Source organism: bacterium, from assembly GCA_019695305.1.
Lineage (GTDB): Bacteria > UBA10199 > UBA10199 > UBA10199 > JAIBAG01 > JAIBAG01.
On sequence record JAIBAG010000026.1, the window covers coordinates 1 to 15,831 of the forward strand.

The 15,831-nt window shown below is 43.2% G+C and carries 16 protein-coding genes and 1 tRNA gene; 2 read left to right on the top strand and 15 right to left on the bottom strand.

Features of this window, described 5'->3' with window-relative positions; all coding sequences use genetic code 11:
- Window positions 1–194 precede the first annotated feature (194 nt).
- Complete coding sequence (locus K1X76_10420) at window positions 195–587, top strand: hypothetical protein (protein ID MBX7149482.1); 393 nt, start codon at window positions 195–197, stop codon at window positions 585–587.
- A gap of 59 nt (window positions 588–646) precedes the next feature.
- Here the strand turns inward: K1X76_10420 and K1X76_10425 are convergent, their stop codons facing one another.
- From K1X76_10425 to moeB, 15 genes are all read right to left on the bottom strand, one after another.
- Window positions 647–2,629, bottom strand: coding sequence for a hypothetical protein (locus K1X76_10425; GenBank protein ID MBX7149483.1), 1,983 nt, complete (start codon window positions 2,627–2,629; stop codon window positions 647–649).
- 224 nt (window positions 2,630–2,853) lie between these two features.
- The gene (aspS, locus tag K1X76_10430; GenBank protein MBX7149484.1) at window positions 2,854–4,638 is read right to left on the bottom strand and encodes an aspartate--tRNA ligase; all 1,785 of its coding nucleotides are present in this window, start codon (window positions 4,636–4,638) and stop codon (window positions 2,854–2,856) included.
- Between the two features lie 91 nt (window positions 4,639–4,729).
- On the bottom strand, window positions 4,730–5,491 hold the full coding sequence (locus tag K1X76_10435) for a Nif3-like dinuclear metal center hexameric protein (protein ID MBX7149485.1): 762 nt from the start codon (window positions 5,489–5,491) through the stop codon (window positions 4,730–4,732).
- Between the two features lie 96 nt (window positions 5,492–5,587).
- Window positions 5,588–5,661: transfer RNA gene (locus tag K1X76_10440), tRNA-Ile, on the bottom strand.
- Window positions 5,662–5,673: 12 nt separating this feature from the next.
- Window positions 5,674–7,497, bottom strand: coding sequence for an RNA polymerase sigma factor RpoD (gene rpoD, locus K1X76_10445; GenBank protein ID MBX7149486.1), 1,824 nt, complete (start codon window positions 7,495–7,497; stop codon window positions 5,674–5,676).
- A 10-nt stretch (window positions 7,498–7,507) separates the two neighbouring features.
- The gene (dnaG, locus tag K1X76_10450; GenBank protein MBX7149487.1) at window positions 7,508–9,262 is read right to left on the bottom strand and encodes a DNA primase; all 1,755 of its coding nucleotides are present in this window, start codon (window positions 9,260–9,262) and stop codon (window positions 7,508–7,510) included.
- A 113-nt stretch (window positions 9,263–9,375) separates the two neighbouring features.
- Window positions 9,376–9,822, bottom strand: coding sequence for a GatB/YqeY domain-containing protein (locus tag K1X76_10455; protein MBX7149488.1), 447 nt, complete (start codon window positions 9,820–9,822; stop codon window positions 9,376–9,378).
- Between the two features lie 15 nt (window positions 9,823–9,837).
- On the bottom strand, window positions 9,838–10,017 hold the full coding sequence (gene rpsU / locus K1X76_10460) for a 30S ribosomal protein S21 (protein ID MBX7149489.1): 180 nt from the start codon (window positions 10,015–10,017) through the stop codon (window positions 9,838–9,840).
- Between the two features lie 79 nt (window positions 10,018–10,096).
- Window positions 10,097–10,438 carry a histidine triad nucleotide-binding protein gene (locus K1X76_10465; GenBank protein MBX7149490.1) on the bottom strand — a complete coding sequence of 114 codons (342 nt, stop codon included), beginning with the start codon at window positions 10,436–10,438 and terminating at the stop codon, window positions 10,097–10,099.
- Window positions 10,435–10,830, bottom strand: coding sequence for a phosphoribosyl-AMP cyclohydrolase (gene hisI, locus K1X76_10470; GenBank protein ID MBX7149491.1), 396 nt, complete (start codon window positions 10,828–10,830; stop codon window positions 10,435–10,437). The genes K1X76_10465 and hisI overlap by 4 nt, the downstream gene beginning before the upstream one ends.
- A gap of 3 nt (window positions 10,831–10,833) precedes the next feature.
- Complete coding sequence (hisF, locus tag K1X76_10475; protein ID MBX7149492.1) at window positions 10,834–11,601, bottom strand: imidazole glycerol phosphate synthase subunit HisF; 768 nt, start codon at window positions 11,599–11,601, stop codon at window positions 10,834–10,836.
- Entirely contained in the window at window positions 11,595–12,332 is a 738-nt protein-coding gene (gene hisA / locus K1X76_10480) for a 1-(5-phosphoribosyl)-5-[(5-phosphoribosylamino)methylideneamino]imidazole-4-carboxamide isomerase (GenBank protein ID MBX7149493.1), read from the bottom strand. Before hisA ends, hisF begins: the two co-directional genes overlap by 7 nt.
- Window positions 12,329–12,934, bottom strand: a complete 606-nt coding sequence (gene hisH / locus K1X76_10485) for an imidazole glycerol phosphate synthase subunit HisH (GenBank protein MBX7149494.1) — start codon at window positions 12,932–12,934, stop codon at window positions 12,329–12,331. The genes hisA and hisH overlap by 4 nt, the downstream gene beginning before the upstream one ends.
- 2 nt (window positions 12,935–12,936) lie before the next feature.
- Window positions 12,937–13,527: an imidazoleglycerol-phosphate dehydratase HisB gene (gene hisB, locus K1X76_10490; GenBank protein ID MBX7149495.1), complete on the bottom strand. Its 591-nt coding sequence runs from the start codon at window positions 13,525–13,527 to the stop codon at window positions 12,937–12,939.
- 117 nt (window positions 13,528–13,644) lie between these two features.
- Window positions 13,645–14,820: a molybdopterin-synthase adenylyltransferase MoeB gene (moeB, locus tag K1X76_10495; GenBank protein MBX7149496.1), complete on the bottom strand. Its 1,176-nt coding sequence runs from the start codon at window positions 14,818–14,820 to the stop codon at window positions 13,645–13,647.
- Window positions 14,821–14,937: 117 nt separating this feature from the next.
- Here moeB and K1X76_10500 point away from each other — a divergent pair, with 117 nt between their 5' ends.
- Complete coding sequence (locus K1X76_10500) at window positions 14,938–15,822, top strand: class I SAM-dependent methyltransferase (GenBank protein ID MBX7149497.1); 885 nt, start codon at window positions 14,938–14,940, stop codon at window positions 15,820–15,822.
- Window positions 15,823–15,831: the final 9 nt, after the last annotated feature.

Genomic DNA, 15,831 nt, shown 5'->3' on the forward strand with positions numbered 1-15,831 from the left:
GTTTCATAAAAAACTACTCCCTCACTCCTTACTAATTCAAACCCCATGCCAAACCAGCCATCCTCAGCATAAAAAAAAATTAATAGTTTCAATAAGTTATTTATTTGACTTTAATAAAGCCATAAGGAACCATGTCAAAAAAATGATGCTCCGGAAAAACAGGAATTTCATTTTGATAAACAAGGAGACCCCCTATGAAACGTATTTTTGCGATTTTATTAGCGTTAGTAGCCCCCACTGTATGGGCACAAGGTACAAGCAGTATGAAGTTTGAAAACGGAGGTTTAAAAGACCGTACCGTGGTAGAGCTTGTCATTAATAACAATACCCTCTCAGGTACTTACACAATCGAAAAAGATTACGATGCCACTACTGCCGAAAAGCATCTTTTTACAGCTGTAAAAACAGCCCCTGATAAAATGGAAATAAGCTTTAAAGATGGCAAAATACCTTACGAATTACCCAAAGGAGCTACAAAAGCGGTGTGGCTTTTTAAAGGAACTCAATTGATTATCCCAACACAGGGAATGAATTATCAAACCAATCAAATAAGCAACTACGATATGGCATTTGATGCAAAACCTTAAAAAAAAAAGCCCCCGCAAATACGGGGGCTTTTAAAAGACTTAGATAGAGTACTGCTTATTTATTCACCGCAATCATCATCACCATTGGTGTCAACGCAGAAGAATTTAAAATCCCCAGCAGCCTGACCCAAAATATCGTCTGTTTCATCCACCAAGAATGTTTGGATAGCCAAACGACAGGTAATTTGATCGGGTGTAGTAGCATGTGCCGTTGCACAAGCATCTACATTACAATCGATAGTGGGAATAAAGTTATCTACAGAATATAACGGCCCGGCTGTAACAGCAGGACAATCGCTTGTATTGGCAAGCGGAGCGCCATCACCAATTTTATAATGAGCATATTCGTACTGATATTTTACCTCTGAACCAGCAGGAGCACCTGTAATAAGAGCCAATACATCTTCGGGAGATTCCCAAGTAAAGGTTGGGCGAGCTACATCCACCACAGTGGCCGCATGTTCATCGCCCGATAAAGCAACACCATCCATATCAGCATCGGCTTCCGGAACTTCGGGATGATTACGCGTCACTTCTTTTGTAGCGGTAGAATCATCCGAGAAAGTAGCCGTAACTGTATAGGTAACTTCGGTTCCGCTTTCCACGCAGTTACCATCAGCTGTCATTTCATAACGATTACCACCAGCCGGATCAAGAGTAACACTGCCATCTCCACCCAGTGCGGTAGTATCGGTGGAGGTAACAACTACCGAATTAACGGTAAGAGCACTACCATCGGGAATATACACCCGTACATCAGCCACAAAATGACCCTGCCCTAAACCCACGCAGCCAAAACCACTGTTAGCGTAAATTTGTACTTCATCAATTTGCGGGCTTTCAAGCGCGGTAGAACCGGTAAGGGCGGCAATAACCGCTGTAATATCGGGGGAACCGGCAAAAACACCGGGGGTTTCACCCAAACTCATAAGAAAGGTTAAAGCCTGATCGGCATCAAGAGGAGTATCTGATGCAAAAGTATCTTCATTGAGCTCTCTTTGTGTATAAAGAGCCACCTGCTGATCATCTTCAATAAAGGCTTCTTCAACAACATCGGTGCCACCTAAAATTTCGTTGGCATCTCTTAAATGACCAAGGTCTGCTGCATATTCTGTAACCTCCGTATCCACATCCTTGGGAGTATCCGCAATAGAGTTAAAAGCTTCCACCACATCGGCCGGAGTAAAAGTAGTACCCGCTTCCATGGCCTCGGCTAAAGCCATAGCCGCTCCTTCGTTAAGAGGAGTTGTTGCCGGTTGATCGGTAGATTCTCTGGCAATACGCACCATGTACCCCGCCATTTGGTCGGTGGTAGCGTCTTCAGAATTGGTTAAACCTACAAATTCCGATTCAAACGAAAATTGCTTATACGATTTTTCGGCATCACCACCGGCTGCGGCAATACCATTAGCCAGCGCCAATACTCCATCAGCATCATCAAGAGCCGGAACATCAATATTATTACCCAAATTATTCATGTTACCTGCCACAAAGTTAATCACTTTTTCAAACTGCTCGGCAGGAGGAATGGGGTTATTATCAAAGGAGCGCGAATCGGCTACATTTGAAATAACTTCGGCAGCTACAGTTGATTCGGGAGAAACGTTTAAGGCTACTTCTTCAGAATCACCCGTGGGACACGCCGGTGCCTTTACGGTAACATCACCACTTGTCACGCGCATTTCGTAATAATAATCATCATCAGCGCCAGTACCCGCCTGACACACATCTACCTGGGCTAAAGTATAATTACCTTCGCTATCTGTTGTTGTGGTAGCTTCTTCTGTTTCGGTACCGTCAGCATTAATTTTAACCAACGTGACTTCGGCATTCGCTAAAACAGTATCACCCACTGTTTCAAAACGAGGTATAGCCGTACTTTTGGTAAGAGTTGATAAAGAAGCAGCAACATCGGTACTACGAACCGATACTTGGCCAGTAACAGTAACCTGTTCCACACCGGCCGATCCTCCGCCAGATGATGAACATGCCTGAAATGTTAAAACAACAAGAGACAGTGCAATATACTTTGAAAATTTCATGAATCCCCCTCAAAGAAAAAAATGTGAATAAAAAAAATGAGAGCTAATTGTGAAGATTTTTTAAGCGTGTTTCAAGACTTAATATTGATTTTTTTATAAAAAAAATGATCTTTCTATAGTTAAAATCTTAAATCGGAATAAAATTTCTTGGAAATACAACAAAAACCAAAAAATACTATAAGCGTTTCACCTATAAGACCTTCTTGAACTCCAATTAAAAAGCATCAAGTCTGAATTTTATTAATCGCAATCGACAACTCCAAGAGTTGCTTGGGATCTACCGTAGATGGCGCTTCACTCATGGGGCATGTGGCCTTTTGAGTTTTGGGGAAGGCAATCACATCGCGAATACTGGTGCTTTGTGTAAGGAGCATGGCCAAGCGATCTAAACCAAAAGCCAAACCACCATGCGGCGGTGCGCCAAATTGAAGTGCATCGAGCAAGAAACCAAATTTAGCATTGGCTTCTTCACGGGTGATTTTTAAGAGATCAAAAACTTTGGACTGCATTTCCTGATCGTGAATACGAATAGAACCACCGCCAATTTCGTTGCCGTTTAGTACCAAATCATACGCATTGGCCCGGCACTTAAGCGGCTCGCTATCCATTAAAGAAATATCTTCGTATTTGCACGAGGTAAACGGGTGATGCACGGCCACCAAACGTTTGGCTTCATCATCGTAATCAAACATCGGAAAATCGGTGACCCATAAAAAGTTATACTGATTATCATCCAGCATTTTTAACTTAGCCGCCACATGTTCACGCAAATTACCCATGGAGTCGTACACAATTTTTTTTTTACCAGCACCAAAGAAAACGATGTCCCCTACTTTTAAATCCAAGCGTTTGGTGAGTTCGGCCTTTTCGGTTTCGGATAAAAACTTGGTGATAGGCGACTGCCATTCATTTTCTAAAATTTTAATATACGCCAAACCACGCGCACCATAGATACCCACGAATTTGGTAAAATCGTCAATTTCGCTACGGCTAAACTTAGCACCGCCGTCTACTTTCATAGCTTGAATGAGTCCCTCGGTAGCTGCCGATTTAAATACCTGGAAGCCCGTGTTGAGGAAAATATCGTTCACGATTTTAAGCTCCATCCCAAAACGCGTATCGGGCGCATCTAAACCATAACGGTCCATACATTCTTGATACGGCATTTTAATGAACGGGGTTTTGAGTTTTATGCCCAAAACTTTTTCCCACACTTCCACCACCAGCCCTTCCATCATGTTCATCACGTCATCGGCGTTTACAAAAGACATCTCTACGTCGATCTGCGTAAATTCAGGTTGGCGATCAGCACGCAAATCTTCATCTCTAAAACAACGAGCAATTTGGTAATAACGTTCGTAACCCGATACCATGAGCAACTGTTTAAATAATTGAGGCGATTGCGGGAGCGCGTAAAAATGGCCGGGATGCACGCGTGACGGTACCAGATAATCGCGAGCGCCTTCAGGAGTAGATTTAGTGAGGAACGGTGTTTCAATTTCCAAAAATCCGTTGCGGTTAAAATAATCATGCACAATGCCGGTTACCTTAGAACGTAAACGGAGATTACGTTGCAGCTGAGGACGACGCAAATCTAAATAACGATACTTAAGACGTACGTCTTCGTTGGTATCAATTTTATCATCAATTAAAAACGGAGGTGTTTTCGATTTATTAAAAACTTCCAGTTCCAGCGCTTCAATTTCAATTTCACCGGTAGGTAATTTAGGGTTGGTCATCCCACTGGGACGGTTGCGCACTTTTCCTTTAATCCCAATACAATATTCACTACGCACATCGTGAGCGGCTTCATGTGCATTTTTGCTTAAGTCAGGATCAAACACAATTTGAGTCAGACCATCACGGTCGCGTAAATCGATAAAAATAAGTCCACCATGATCACGGCGGGTATCCACCCATCCAAAAAGAACTACTTCTTCTCCCACATTTTTAGCCGTGAGCTGATTACAAGTGTGTGTACGTTTAACCTGATTAATGAATGAACCCATAATTTCCTAGTTAACAGCTCGTCATCCTGAACGTAGTGAAGGATCTCCTGTTAAAAGGGGATTCTTCGCTCCGCTCAGAATGACAAACGAGTTAAATATTCGTAAAAACATCCGTTAAACCCCTATATTCCTCAAGATAGATGCTATCGTCAAACAATTCTTTAAAAATGTTTTTGAGTAATTTGACGGAAATAATTTCCGAATAATAATGTCCTACATCTACCAAACACACATCATTCCGTTTGGCATCCGCTCCATAATGATATTTCACATCGCCGGTGATGAAATAAGGGATCTTTTGCGCAATCACCGTCGGTAGTAAGCCAGTGCCGCTGCCGGTACAAAGCGCTACTTTTTTGATTTTTTGTTTGGGGTTCCCTGAAAAGCGGAGCAAAGGCGTTTTAAATATCTTTTTTACTTTTTTATTAAGAGCAGCAGCCGTCATAGGTTGCGCTAAATTTCCCACCAAACCACTGCGATGGACGATAGGTTTTAAATTTCTAAGCTTGAGTAAACCAGCATAATAACGACTAACACTAAAGGGAGAATTATCGTGACTTGTATGCGCGGTATAGATGGCGATTTTGTGTTTTTTAGCGAAAACAATAAGACTTTTTTCGTACTCTCCTGCTCGCTTGCCAAGATACAGAGGATGATGCGTGACGATAAGTTCAAATTTCTTTTTAGCGGCATAACGCAATACGGGGCGCGTGACGTCGTAGACAAAGAGAACGCGGGATACTTTGGGGTTTATACCTTTAAATTGGAGGCCGGATCTATCCCAGGTTTCTTGGTAAGTGAGAGGGATCTTTTTTTCGAAAATTTTAACGAGCTGTTTAAGAAGAAGAGACATGGTTGAAAATATGCACTTTTTGCGGAGCAAAAAGTACAATTTTTTTCTAAGTCTTTAGCCTGGCCTTCCAGGCCAGGCTAAAGACTTAGAAAAAAATGGGCCCTCCAGGACTTGAACCTGGGACCAACCGGTTATGAGCCGGCCGCTCTAACCAACTGAGCTAAGAGCCCCCTTAATAAAAATTATTGGCCATCAACAAAAGCTTTCAACTTTTTAGCGCGGCTAGGATGACGTAATTTGCGCAGCGCTTTAGCCTCAATCTGACGGATACGTTCGCGGGTTACCGAGAAATCGCGACCTACTTCTTCCAAGGTGTGATCCGATTTTTCACCAATACCAAAACGCATGCGAATTACTTTTTCTTCGCGCGGCGTTAAAGTTTGCAACACTTCGGTGGTTTCATCACCCAGGTTAAAGTTAATAGCCGCTTCCGACGGCGACAAGATAGACTTGTCTTCAATAAAATCTCCCAAATGACTGTCTTCTTCTTCACCAATGGGCGTTTCAAGCGAGATGGGTTCTTTGGCAATTTTTAACACCTTGCGCACTTTCTCAAGCGGCATCTCCATCTTTTCGGCAATTTCTTCGGGTGTGGGTTCACGTCCTTTTTCTTGCACCAAGTAACGCGAGGTACGCACCAACTTGTTGATGGTTTCAATCATATGCACCGGGATACGGATGGTGCGGGCCTGATCGGCAATGGCGCGGGTAATAGCCTGACGAATCCACCAAGTGGCGTAAGTTGAAAACTTGTAACCACGACGGTATTCAAATTTATCAACCGCTTTCATAAGGCCAATGTTACCTTCTTGGATAAGATCCAAAAATTGAAGCCCACGGTTGGTATATTTTTTAGCGATACTCACTACGAGACGAAGATTCGCTTCTACCAACTCACCTTTGGCACGATCGGCTTCGGATTCGGCGTATTTTAATTCGCGATAGGTGCGTTTTAAATCGTTGATGTTGGCATCAAAGTCGCTTTCAATCTTGCGGTTATTTTTATAATGCTCCAGCATCTCGTCGCAAAGCTTGTATACATCGGCTTTGGAAAGTTTTGATTTTTGAACCACCTTACGTTGCAAGTAAGGCGATTTTTTCATCTTGCGCGCAACGTCAATCGCTTCTTCGGGTTCTAATTTTAAGGTTTCTCGGTGACGTCCAATCAAGCGTTCGCGGCTTTCGATGGTTTCAATCACTTCTTTTAAACGGCCAATAAAACGGTTGATAGTGTCACGATTGAAATTGATATCGCGTAAGCACTCAATCATTTTCTTTTGTACTTCGGTGCGTTTTTCTTCGCTCTTTTTACGGAGCGCTTCACGCATGCGCGGGTTTACCGCTTTTTGATGGTGCTTGTTGTATTCTTTGGTAAGTGTTTTAACCGTGCCCAATAATTTAAGAACGCGGGTACGATGATCTTCTTCCATCTTACCCAAATCGGGGCCTTCGCCGCTGGCGTTTTCCATTACATCTAATTCTTTAATGATGTCAAAAACGCGGATATTGTTTTTGGTTAAGGCCTCAAACATATCCATAATTTCCTGGCGGCCAATGGCAGAAGCCAAGATGATTTGCAAAACCTGGTCTTCCCACTTTTCAATATTTTTGGCGATTTCTACTTCACCTTCACGCGTGAGGAGTGGCACCTGCCCCATTTTACGCAAGTACAAACGCACAGGGTCGTTGGAACGGCCGCCCGTATCAGCTTCTACAACCGGTTCGGCTTCACCGTCATCATCATCGTCATCGTCATCTTTATCGCTCTTTTTTAAATCTTTCTTTTCTTTGTAATCTTTTTCGTTTTCTACAACGTCAATATCCATGCTGTCGAACACGGCCAACACTTCGTCTAACACTTGGGCCGACACGATATCGGGAGGAAGAGTTTTATTGAGATCATCAAAGGTTAAAAAACCTTTCTCTTTGCCCTTATCAATTAATTTTTGAAGATCTTTGGGGTCAACTGATTTGGGAGCGTTAATGGTAGTCTCGTTTTTTTGCATGATAATTCCTTTAATGTTTTATTCCCATTTGCTTCACAGCTTCGCTTTTTTGCGAGAGCAAGCGGGCTATTTCGTCCTGGTCGCCTTTAAGCTCGGCCAAGTGGATGGCGCTGGTAATTTTAGCCAATTGGTCTTTTAACTTTTGAGCCTTCCAGCGCCCGTAACAATCACTAATCATTTGGGTCAGCTCTTCTTCAGCCGGAGCCACGGCATCGCCAAAAACAATGCGGCTTAAAATACTTTCGCCGTCTCCCAATGCAGGAGACAATAATTCTTCTACCCGAATCATTCCCTTCTTTTTAAATTCATCGGCAATGAGTCCAAAAAGCTTTTTAAGAGTTTCGTCTTCCACCAGTTTTAAATCCTCTTCCACAAAAAGAGACGAAACCCGATCCGGATACTTGACATAAAGCTCCAACAGATTTCTTTCAAGTGAAATTTTCAATTGATTTCCGGCTTTTACCACGGTTTTTCCCCGATAGGACTCCGGAGGAAAAGAGCGGCTAGAGGCCTTATTTTCTTCCACCCCCACCAACTTTGAAATTTTGGCCTGATAAGCCTTTTTTTCAATCTCATTGCCAATTTGATCGAGCAAGGGGGCAATTTTTTGAGCCGCCCCAACTTTATCGGATGTTTTGGAAGACGCCTCCGAAAAATATTTAAGAAGAAGCGTATCCAGCGCAGGAAGCGCCTCGCGCACCAGCTTTTGCAAGGCTTCGGCTCCGTTGTGATGGATAAAAGTATCGGGGTCTTCGCCTGGGGGTAAAATAACCAGTTTGGGATGAAAACCTTCTTTTAAGAAAATAGAAATAGACCTGAGGCTAGCTTCAAAACCGGCATTGTCGCCGTCAAACAGTAAACAAAAGTTGCGCGAATAGCGCGACAGTTTTTTAACCTGCATGGGCGTTAAAGCCGTGCCCAGCGGCGCCACCGCCGTGTTAAGGCCCGCTTGATGAAGCGTGATAAGATCCATATACCCTTCTACAATAATAATTTGATCCTTCTCGCGTATATGTTTTTTGGCCTGAAACAGGCCAAATACCTCGCGTCCTTTACTATAAACGGGTGATTCGGGTGAATTGATGTATTTTGGCTCATCCGATTTATCGTTTAAACGACGTCCGCCAAAAGCAATCACACGGCCTTCGGCATCAATGATGGGAAACATCAAGCGATCTCTAAAAAAATCGTAAACACGGCTTTCTTTTTGGCGCACCAAAGAAAGAGTGAGTGCTTCCTCCATGGGAACACCTTTTTTATTTAAAAAACTGCTCAACCCATCCCAACTGGCCGGCGCATAACCCAATTTAAAATCGGCCATAATTTCGGGCGAAAGCTTGCGCTTTTGTGTGTAGGCAAAAGCCACTTTGCCTTGGGGTTCGGAGAGTTGCTGATGAAAAAACCAACCCGCGTAACGGTTGATACGGTAATAAATTTCGCTATGAGTATCGGCTCCGGAAGTTTCTTTGGTAAAACGCGATAAATCAACACCAGCACGGGCTGCTAAATCACGCACGGCTTCGGGGAAAGTTTTCCCCTCTTTTTTCATGAGAAAAGAAAACACATTGCCGCCCACACCGCAGCCAAAACAATGAAAGATATTTTTTTCGGGATTCACCATGAAGGAAGGAGATTTTTCCTGGTGAAAGGGACATAAGCCCTTGTAATTGATACCACTTTTTTTAAGCACCACATGCTCGCCCACCACCGAAACAATATCCAGCCGGGTGGCGATGTCATCCAAAATTTCCTGCGGATAAAGCATGCCTTTTCTTCGGTTAAAAACTTAAAAAGTTGCCTGTTAATCGAAACTTTTCAATATTTCCTTCTCCCCTTGTGGGAGAAGGTGGCTCGCCAAAGGCGAGACGGATGAGGGAATTATTTGGCCAGAGCGGCCTTCACTTTTTCAGAGAGAATTTTGCCATCTACACGGCCTGCCGTTTTGTCTTTTAAAGCCTTCATCACAAGCCCCATACCCGCAGGGCCTTGAGCGCCGGTTTCTTTCATGGCGTCTGCAATCATTTGAGAAAGCTCTTCATCGCTTAAAGATTTTGGTAAAAAAGATTCAATAACCTTAAGCTCACTCTCTTCTTTTTGATACAGATCGTCCCGTCCAGCCGCTTTAAACTGATCCATGGAATCTTTGCGCTGCTTCACCATGGTACCCAACACCTGAAAAAACTCGGCTTCGGTCAGCGGCCGTATCAGTTCAATTTCCTTATTTTTAACGGTAGACTTAATAAGGCGAATAGCCGCTAAAAGCTCGGTATTTCGAGCTTTCATGGCCTCTTTTAACTGTGTTTCCAGTTGTTGAAGAATTGACATTTAAAATATTGAAAATTAACGAACTATTAAACGTTTACGGGCAGCGGCACTCTTCTTTTTAGCTCTAATGGAAGGCTTTTCATAGTGCTCGCGCTTGCGTACTTCGGCCAAAATTCCGGCTTTTTCGCATTGTTTTTTAAAACGTCTAATTCCGCTTTCAAAAGACTCACCGTCTTTAATTGTAACACCTGGCATTTCAAATCACCTCTTAAGGATTGATAGGTTTAAAAAAAGTTGTTCTTTGTAAGTTATTTAGGCTCGTCTTGTCAAGGGCTTATCCGGCCATGTTACCACCCAATTGCCGCCCGCCCATCACATGGAGATGGAGATGATACACCGTCTGTCCACCCTCCTGGTTACAGTTCATCACGGTACGGTAACCGGTTTTATCAATTCCCAAATCTTTAGCCACCTGCTGGGCAGCTTTAATCATTTCGCCGGCTAAGATGCTATCGGACAAATCGTTAAGAGTAGCCACATGCTTTTTAGGAATTACCAACACATGCACCGGCGCTTGAGGAGATATATCGTGAAAAGCAACAACGTGCTCGTTTTCCAGAATAAGTTTGCTGGGAATTTGTTTGGAGGCTATTTTGCAAAAGATGCAATCACTCATTTTTTATACACCTTATCTTCTTCAAAAATCTTTTCGCCAACAGTGGTAACAGACCCGTCTTTTTCTACACGGCGATAAAAACAAGTACGATACCCCACGTGACAAGCCGCTACTTTTTGGTCGGCTTTAATAAGAATACAATCTTTATCGCAATCAAAATAAATTTCTTTTACGGTTTGCGTGTGGCCTGAGCTTTCTCCCTTAATCCACATCTTCTGGCGCGAACGCGAATAGAAGTTTACAAACGGACCTTCCATGGTTTTTCTTACCGCTTCTGCGTTCATGTACCCTACCATCAAAATTTCGTTATTTTGATAGTCTTGCACAATGGCGGGAATTAACCCGTGTTCGTCATACTTTAAATTTTTAACAAGTTCGTCAAATTGGCTCATAGCTTATGTCCTTACCGTAACCCCTTTTTGTTGTAAATATTGTTTTGCCTCGCCCACCGTATGCTCCTGATAGTGAAAAATAGACGCTGCCAGCACCGCATCGGCCCCACCTTGGGTTAAACCTTCGTACAAATGTTCTAAATTACCCACACCACCAGAGGCAATTACCGGGATTCTCACCGCATCACTAATAGCCCTGGTAAGTTCCAAATTATAACCCATCTTGGTCCCATCACGATCCATGCTGGTAAGAAGAATTTCACCGGCACCAAAGCTTTCCATTTTTTTAGCCCATTCTACAGCGTCGATTCCGGTCGCATTACGGCCCCCATGGGTGAAGATTTCGAATTTGCCCGAGGCCACCTGCTTGGCGTCGATAGCAACGACGATGCATTGGCTTCCAAAACGTTCAGAGGCTTCTTTCACAAATTCGGGACGGTGAATGGCAGCTGTATTAATAGATACTTTATCGGCACCAGCATTTAAAAGCGCGCGTATATCATCATTGGTACGCACACCTCCGCCCACGGTGAGTGGCATAAAAATTTGGCTGGCGGTTTTTTCAACAACATCGAGAATAATCCCTCGTTTTTCATGCGAGGCCGTGATATCCAAAAAACACAATTCATCAGCACCCTCTTCGTTATAACGCTTGGCTACTTCCACAGGATCCCCTGCGTCTTTAAGACCGACGAATTTTACCCCTTTAACAACGCGCCCTTCTTTTACGTCGAGGCAAGGGATGATTCTTTTGGCGAGATTGTTTACCATGTTTCTTTTACAGCATCCTCTAACTTCACTTTATTTTCATACAGCGCTTTTCCAGCAATCATTCCATAAATATTAGAAATATTTTTCAAGTCCCGAACATCTTTTAAACTGGTAAAACCACCGGAAGCAATAATGGGAAACGGTGATTCTTGAACCATAATTTTAAGCGCCGGAATATTCATTCCCTGTAACATCCCATCCTTGGCGATATCCGTATAAACAACCGATTCAATTTTAAGGTCTTCAAAACTTTTAACCAGGTCAATTGCTGATGTACGCGATACTTTATCCCAACCTTCGGTGGCCACCATGCCGTCTTTAGCATCTACACCCAAAATAATGCGGCCAGGGTGTTTGTCACAGGCATCTTTTAAAAGTTGAGGGTTTTTAATAGCGGCTGTTCCCAAAATACAATAACTCACACCCGCATCAAAATATTCCTGGATGGTTTCAAGTGAACGTATACCACCACCAATTTCAATTTTTAAATCGGGAAAAGCTTTGGTGATTTTCTTAATCACGGCAGCATGCACGGGCTTACCTTCAAACGCGCCGTTTAAATCGACGATGTGAAGACGATACTCTTGCGATCCAGAATCTACGAGGATCCGGTACCATTTTTCGGCCATGGTCACGGGATCGGACGAGTACACAATCTCATCACTCATCTTGCCTTGCGACAAGCGCACCACGTTTTGATCTTTTAAATCAATGGCAGGAATAATAATCATTTCAGCTCCACAAAATTTTTAAGCATCTTTAAACCCGTCGCCTGACTTTTTTCCGGGTGGAATTGCACAGCCACAATATTGTCTTTTTCTACACTCGAGCAATATTCAATCCCGTACGGCGTTGTAGACGCAATAAGCGACTTGTCTTGCGGCTCCACGTAATACGAGTGCACAAAATAAAAGCGCGAATTGTTTTCAATGTCTTTAAATAAAGTTGATCCTTTTTTTGCATTTACCGTATTCCAACCAATCTGCGGTACTTTTAAATCGCCTTTAAACTTTTTTACTTTCCCTTTTAAAACACCCAAGCCTTGTATGGGGCCAAATTCTTCGGATTCTTCAAATAAAAGTTGCAGCCCCAAACAAATTCCCAAAAACCTTTTGCCAGAGGCAATCGACTCTTTAATCACCTCGACTAAGCCAAATTTTTTAAGATTATCCATGCACATGCCATAAGCCCCTACTCCCGGCAGTACAATTTTAGAGGCGTTTTTGATAACGGACGGATCACGCGTCACAGTTACAGAAGCGCCCTGAGATTCCAGCGCTTTGGACACACTTTTTAAGTTGCCCATTTCGTAATCGATAACCGCGATTGTCATGACTATAACTTGCCTTTGGTAGAAGGAATACTTTTAACACGAGGGTCAATTTGTGTGGCCATATCCACCGCACGGGTAAAGGCCTTAAAGAGCGATTCCACTACATGGTGTTTGTTGCCGCTTTCAAGCACATGGAGGTGCAAATTGATAGCAGCTGCATTCACAAAGGCCTGGAAGAACTCGTTCACGAGATCGATATCAAAGTTTTTGATTTTGCCGCTTTTAACGGGACTCTTATAAACAAAGGCCGGACGGCCCGAAAAATCTACCGCAGCCATCGAGAGCACCTCGTCCATGGGCAAGGTAAAGTGACCATAACGACGTATGCCTTTTTTATCGCCCAAGGCTTTGGTAAACGCTTCGCCCAACACCAGGCCCACATCTTCAACTAAATGATGATCATCCACATCGATATCACCTTTGGCTTTAAGCGTGATATCAAACAAGCCGTGGCGACTAATCGCCTCGAGCATGTGTGTAAAAAACGGGATGGGCGTTTTAATAGAATACTGCCCGGTACCGTCGATGTTAAGATTTAGGCTAATGTCCGTTTCTTTGGTTTTACGGACAACTTTGGCGCTGCGGTTTTTCATGAAAATAAGAGTAACCCACCTCTGTCTCCTCCCTTACTCTAAGGGAGGAGGACTTACTAACACATGCCCCTCCCCCTTAAAGTAAGGGGGAGGACGGGAGGGGGTTACTCTTCACTCTTAATGTTTTACATTCCCCGTGGTGCAAAACCATTCGTAATCAATCAATTCCTTGATTGTTGGGTTATCACCGCACACAGGGCAGGTTTTATCGCGTCTAATTTTAAGCTCGCGAAATTTTTGTTTAAGCGCATCGTACAGTAAAAGCTTACCCACTAAAGGTTCGCCAATACCAAGCGCCACTTTAATAACTTCAACCGCCTGAAGCGAACCAATGATACCAGGGAGCACTCCAAACACACCGGCCTCTTGGCAACTGGGAGCCATTTCAGGCGGCGGAGGCAAAGGATACAAACAACGGTAGCAAGGGCCACCTTTAGAGGTATCAAACACCGTTACTTGTCCTTCAAATCTAAAAATAGAACCATCAACAAGTGGCTTCTTTAAAAACACGCACGCATCGTTGATAAGGTAGCGCGTCGCAAAATTATCGCAACCGTTTACGATGATGTCGTACTTAGAAAAAATTTCTTTAACATTGGTACGGTCCAAACGCACATTGTGAGGAATTACATTCACATCAGAATTAATCCCTTTCATGCGATGCTGGGCGCTGGCTACCTTAGAAAGCCCCACCCAGGATTCATCATGCAAAATCTGACGCTGTAAATTGGAACGGTCCACTGTATCGTTATCAATAATACCAACAGTACCCACACCGGCAGCAGCCAAATACAAACCGGCAGGCGAACCCAAACCACCAGCGCCGATGAGTAGCACTTTAGCTTCGGATAATTTAATTTGTCCCGCTTCGCCTACTTCGGGCATCGATAAGTGACGGGCGTAACGGGCTAATCTATCGGCCGAAAGTGATTTTTGTTGTTGAATGGGAAGCCCCGCATGTTGCCACGCCGAGTAGCCACCTTTCATGGAAAGAACATTTTTATAGCCCATGTCTTGCAAGGCTTTAGCAGCCATGGCCGAACGATTGCCACCGGCGCAGTAGAGAATGATTTCGCGATCAAGCTTGGGTTCGGCACCCGCTATTTTCATTTCGAGTAAACCCTTGCTGATCGTATCCGCCCCCGGCACGATTCCTCCGTTGGTTTCTTCTTTTTCGCGCACGTCGATAATGTGGATGTTTTCCTTATTGTCGATTTTGGCTTTTACTTCTTGAGCGGTAATTTCTTTAATATCTTGTTTTAATTTTGAGAGATAATCCTGAACGCCAGACATATCATTTCCTTTCGTTTACACCCTCTAACCTTTAAAACTACGCCCGTCAAGGAGCGATCCTATTAAATTCTTTAAATTCCTTTCTAATTCAAGTAACTTAGGGGAATTAGGAGAAAAATGAAATTTCCGGAAATTGAAATAAAAACATCGGTTCAAGGCCAGGAAGGCCGTTTTTTTGTGAGGGCCAGTGAATGGGCGGCTGATTCAATTAACTTTGAATTTAAAGAAACCCTGTTTTCAACTTCAGGATTGATAGAATTTAACGCTCAAACGGGTACACTCAATATTAAGCTTTCTTCTCCCATTCAAACCCATCAAGATAAACAGCAAGAAGTAAACGCTTATTTTAAAGCGGTCATCAAATTGTTCATTAATAACTTTCGATACGGCTGGATGCCGCAAGCGCACGAAAAAACAGACTACACCATCGACTATCACCGCGGTAAAAATTATTTGGAAGCAAGCGATAACGAAAAAAATATTAAAAAGATGCAGGCCAATATTATTAAACTTATCGCCTCGCCTCACAAAGCATTGGTTGCCGGCTGCTCGGATGGAGCTTTGGTTGAAGCTCTTCAGGAAAAAGAAATAAAAACTTTTGGTTTTGATATTGTGCCCAATTTACACCAAATGGTACGCCCACATCTCAAAAATTTTATTCGTGAAGGATCAGCTAGCCAAATACCGTACAACGAAGCAGACAGCTTTGATACTTTTGTGGCTATCGATGTTTTAGAACACATTCCCGAAAACGAAATAGCGTTGATGGTAGAAGAATGGCTGCGTTTGGACATTAAAAAACTGGTACTCTTGATTAATTTAAACGATTGGTTTTACGAAGGCCATATCACCATGCGCCCCCTCCCTTGGTGGCTATCGCAATGGAGCGCGCACTTTAAACATGTGCAAACTTTCAAAAATTTTCCGCAATTTGAGCCGCTTTACAGCAACAAAAGAACTTATAATCAGCAGTGGGTGTATTGTGAAAAATCTTTTTCTTAACCATTCACT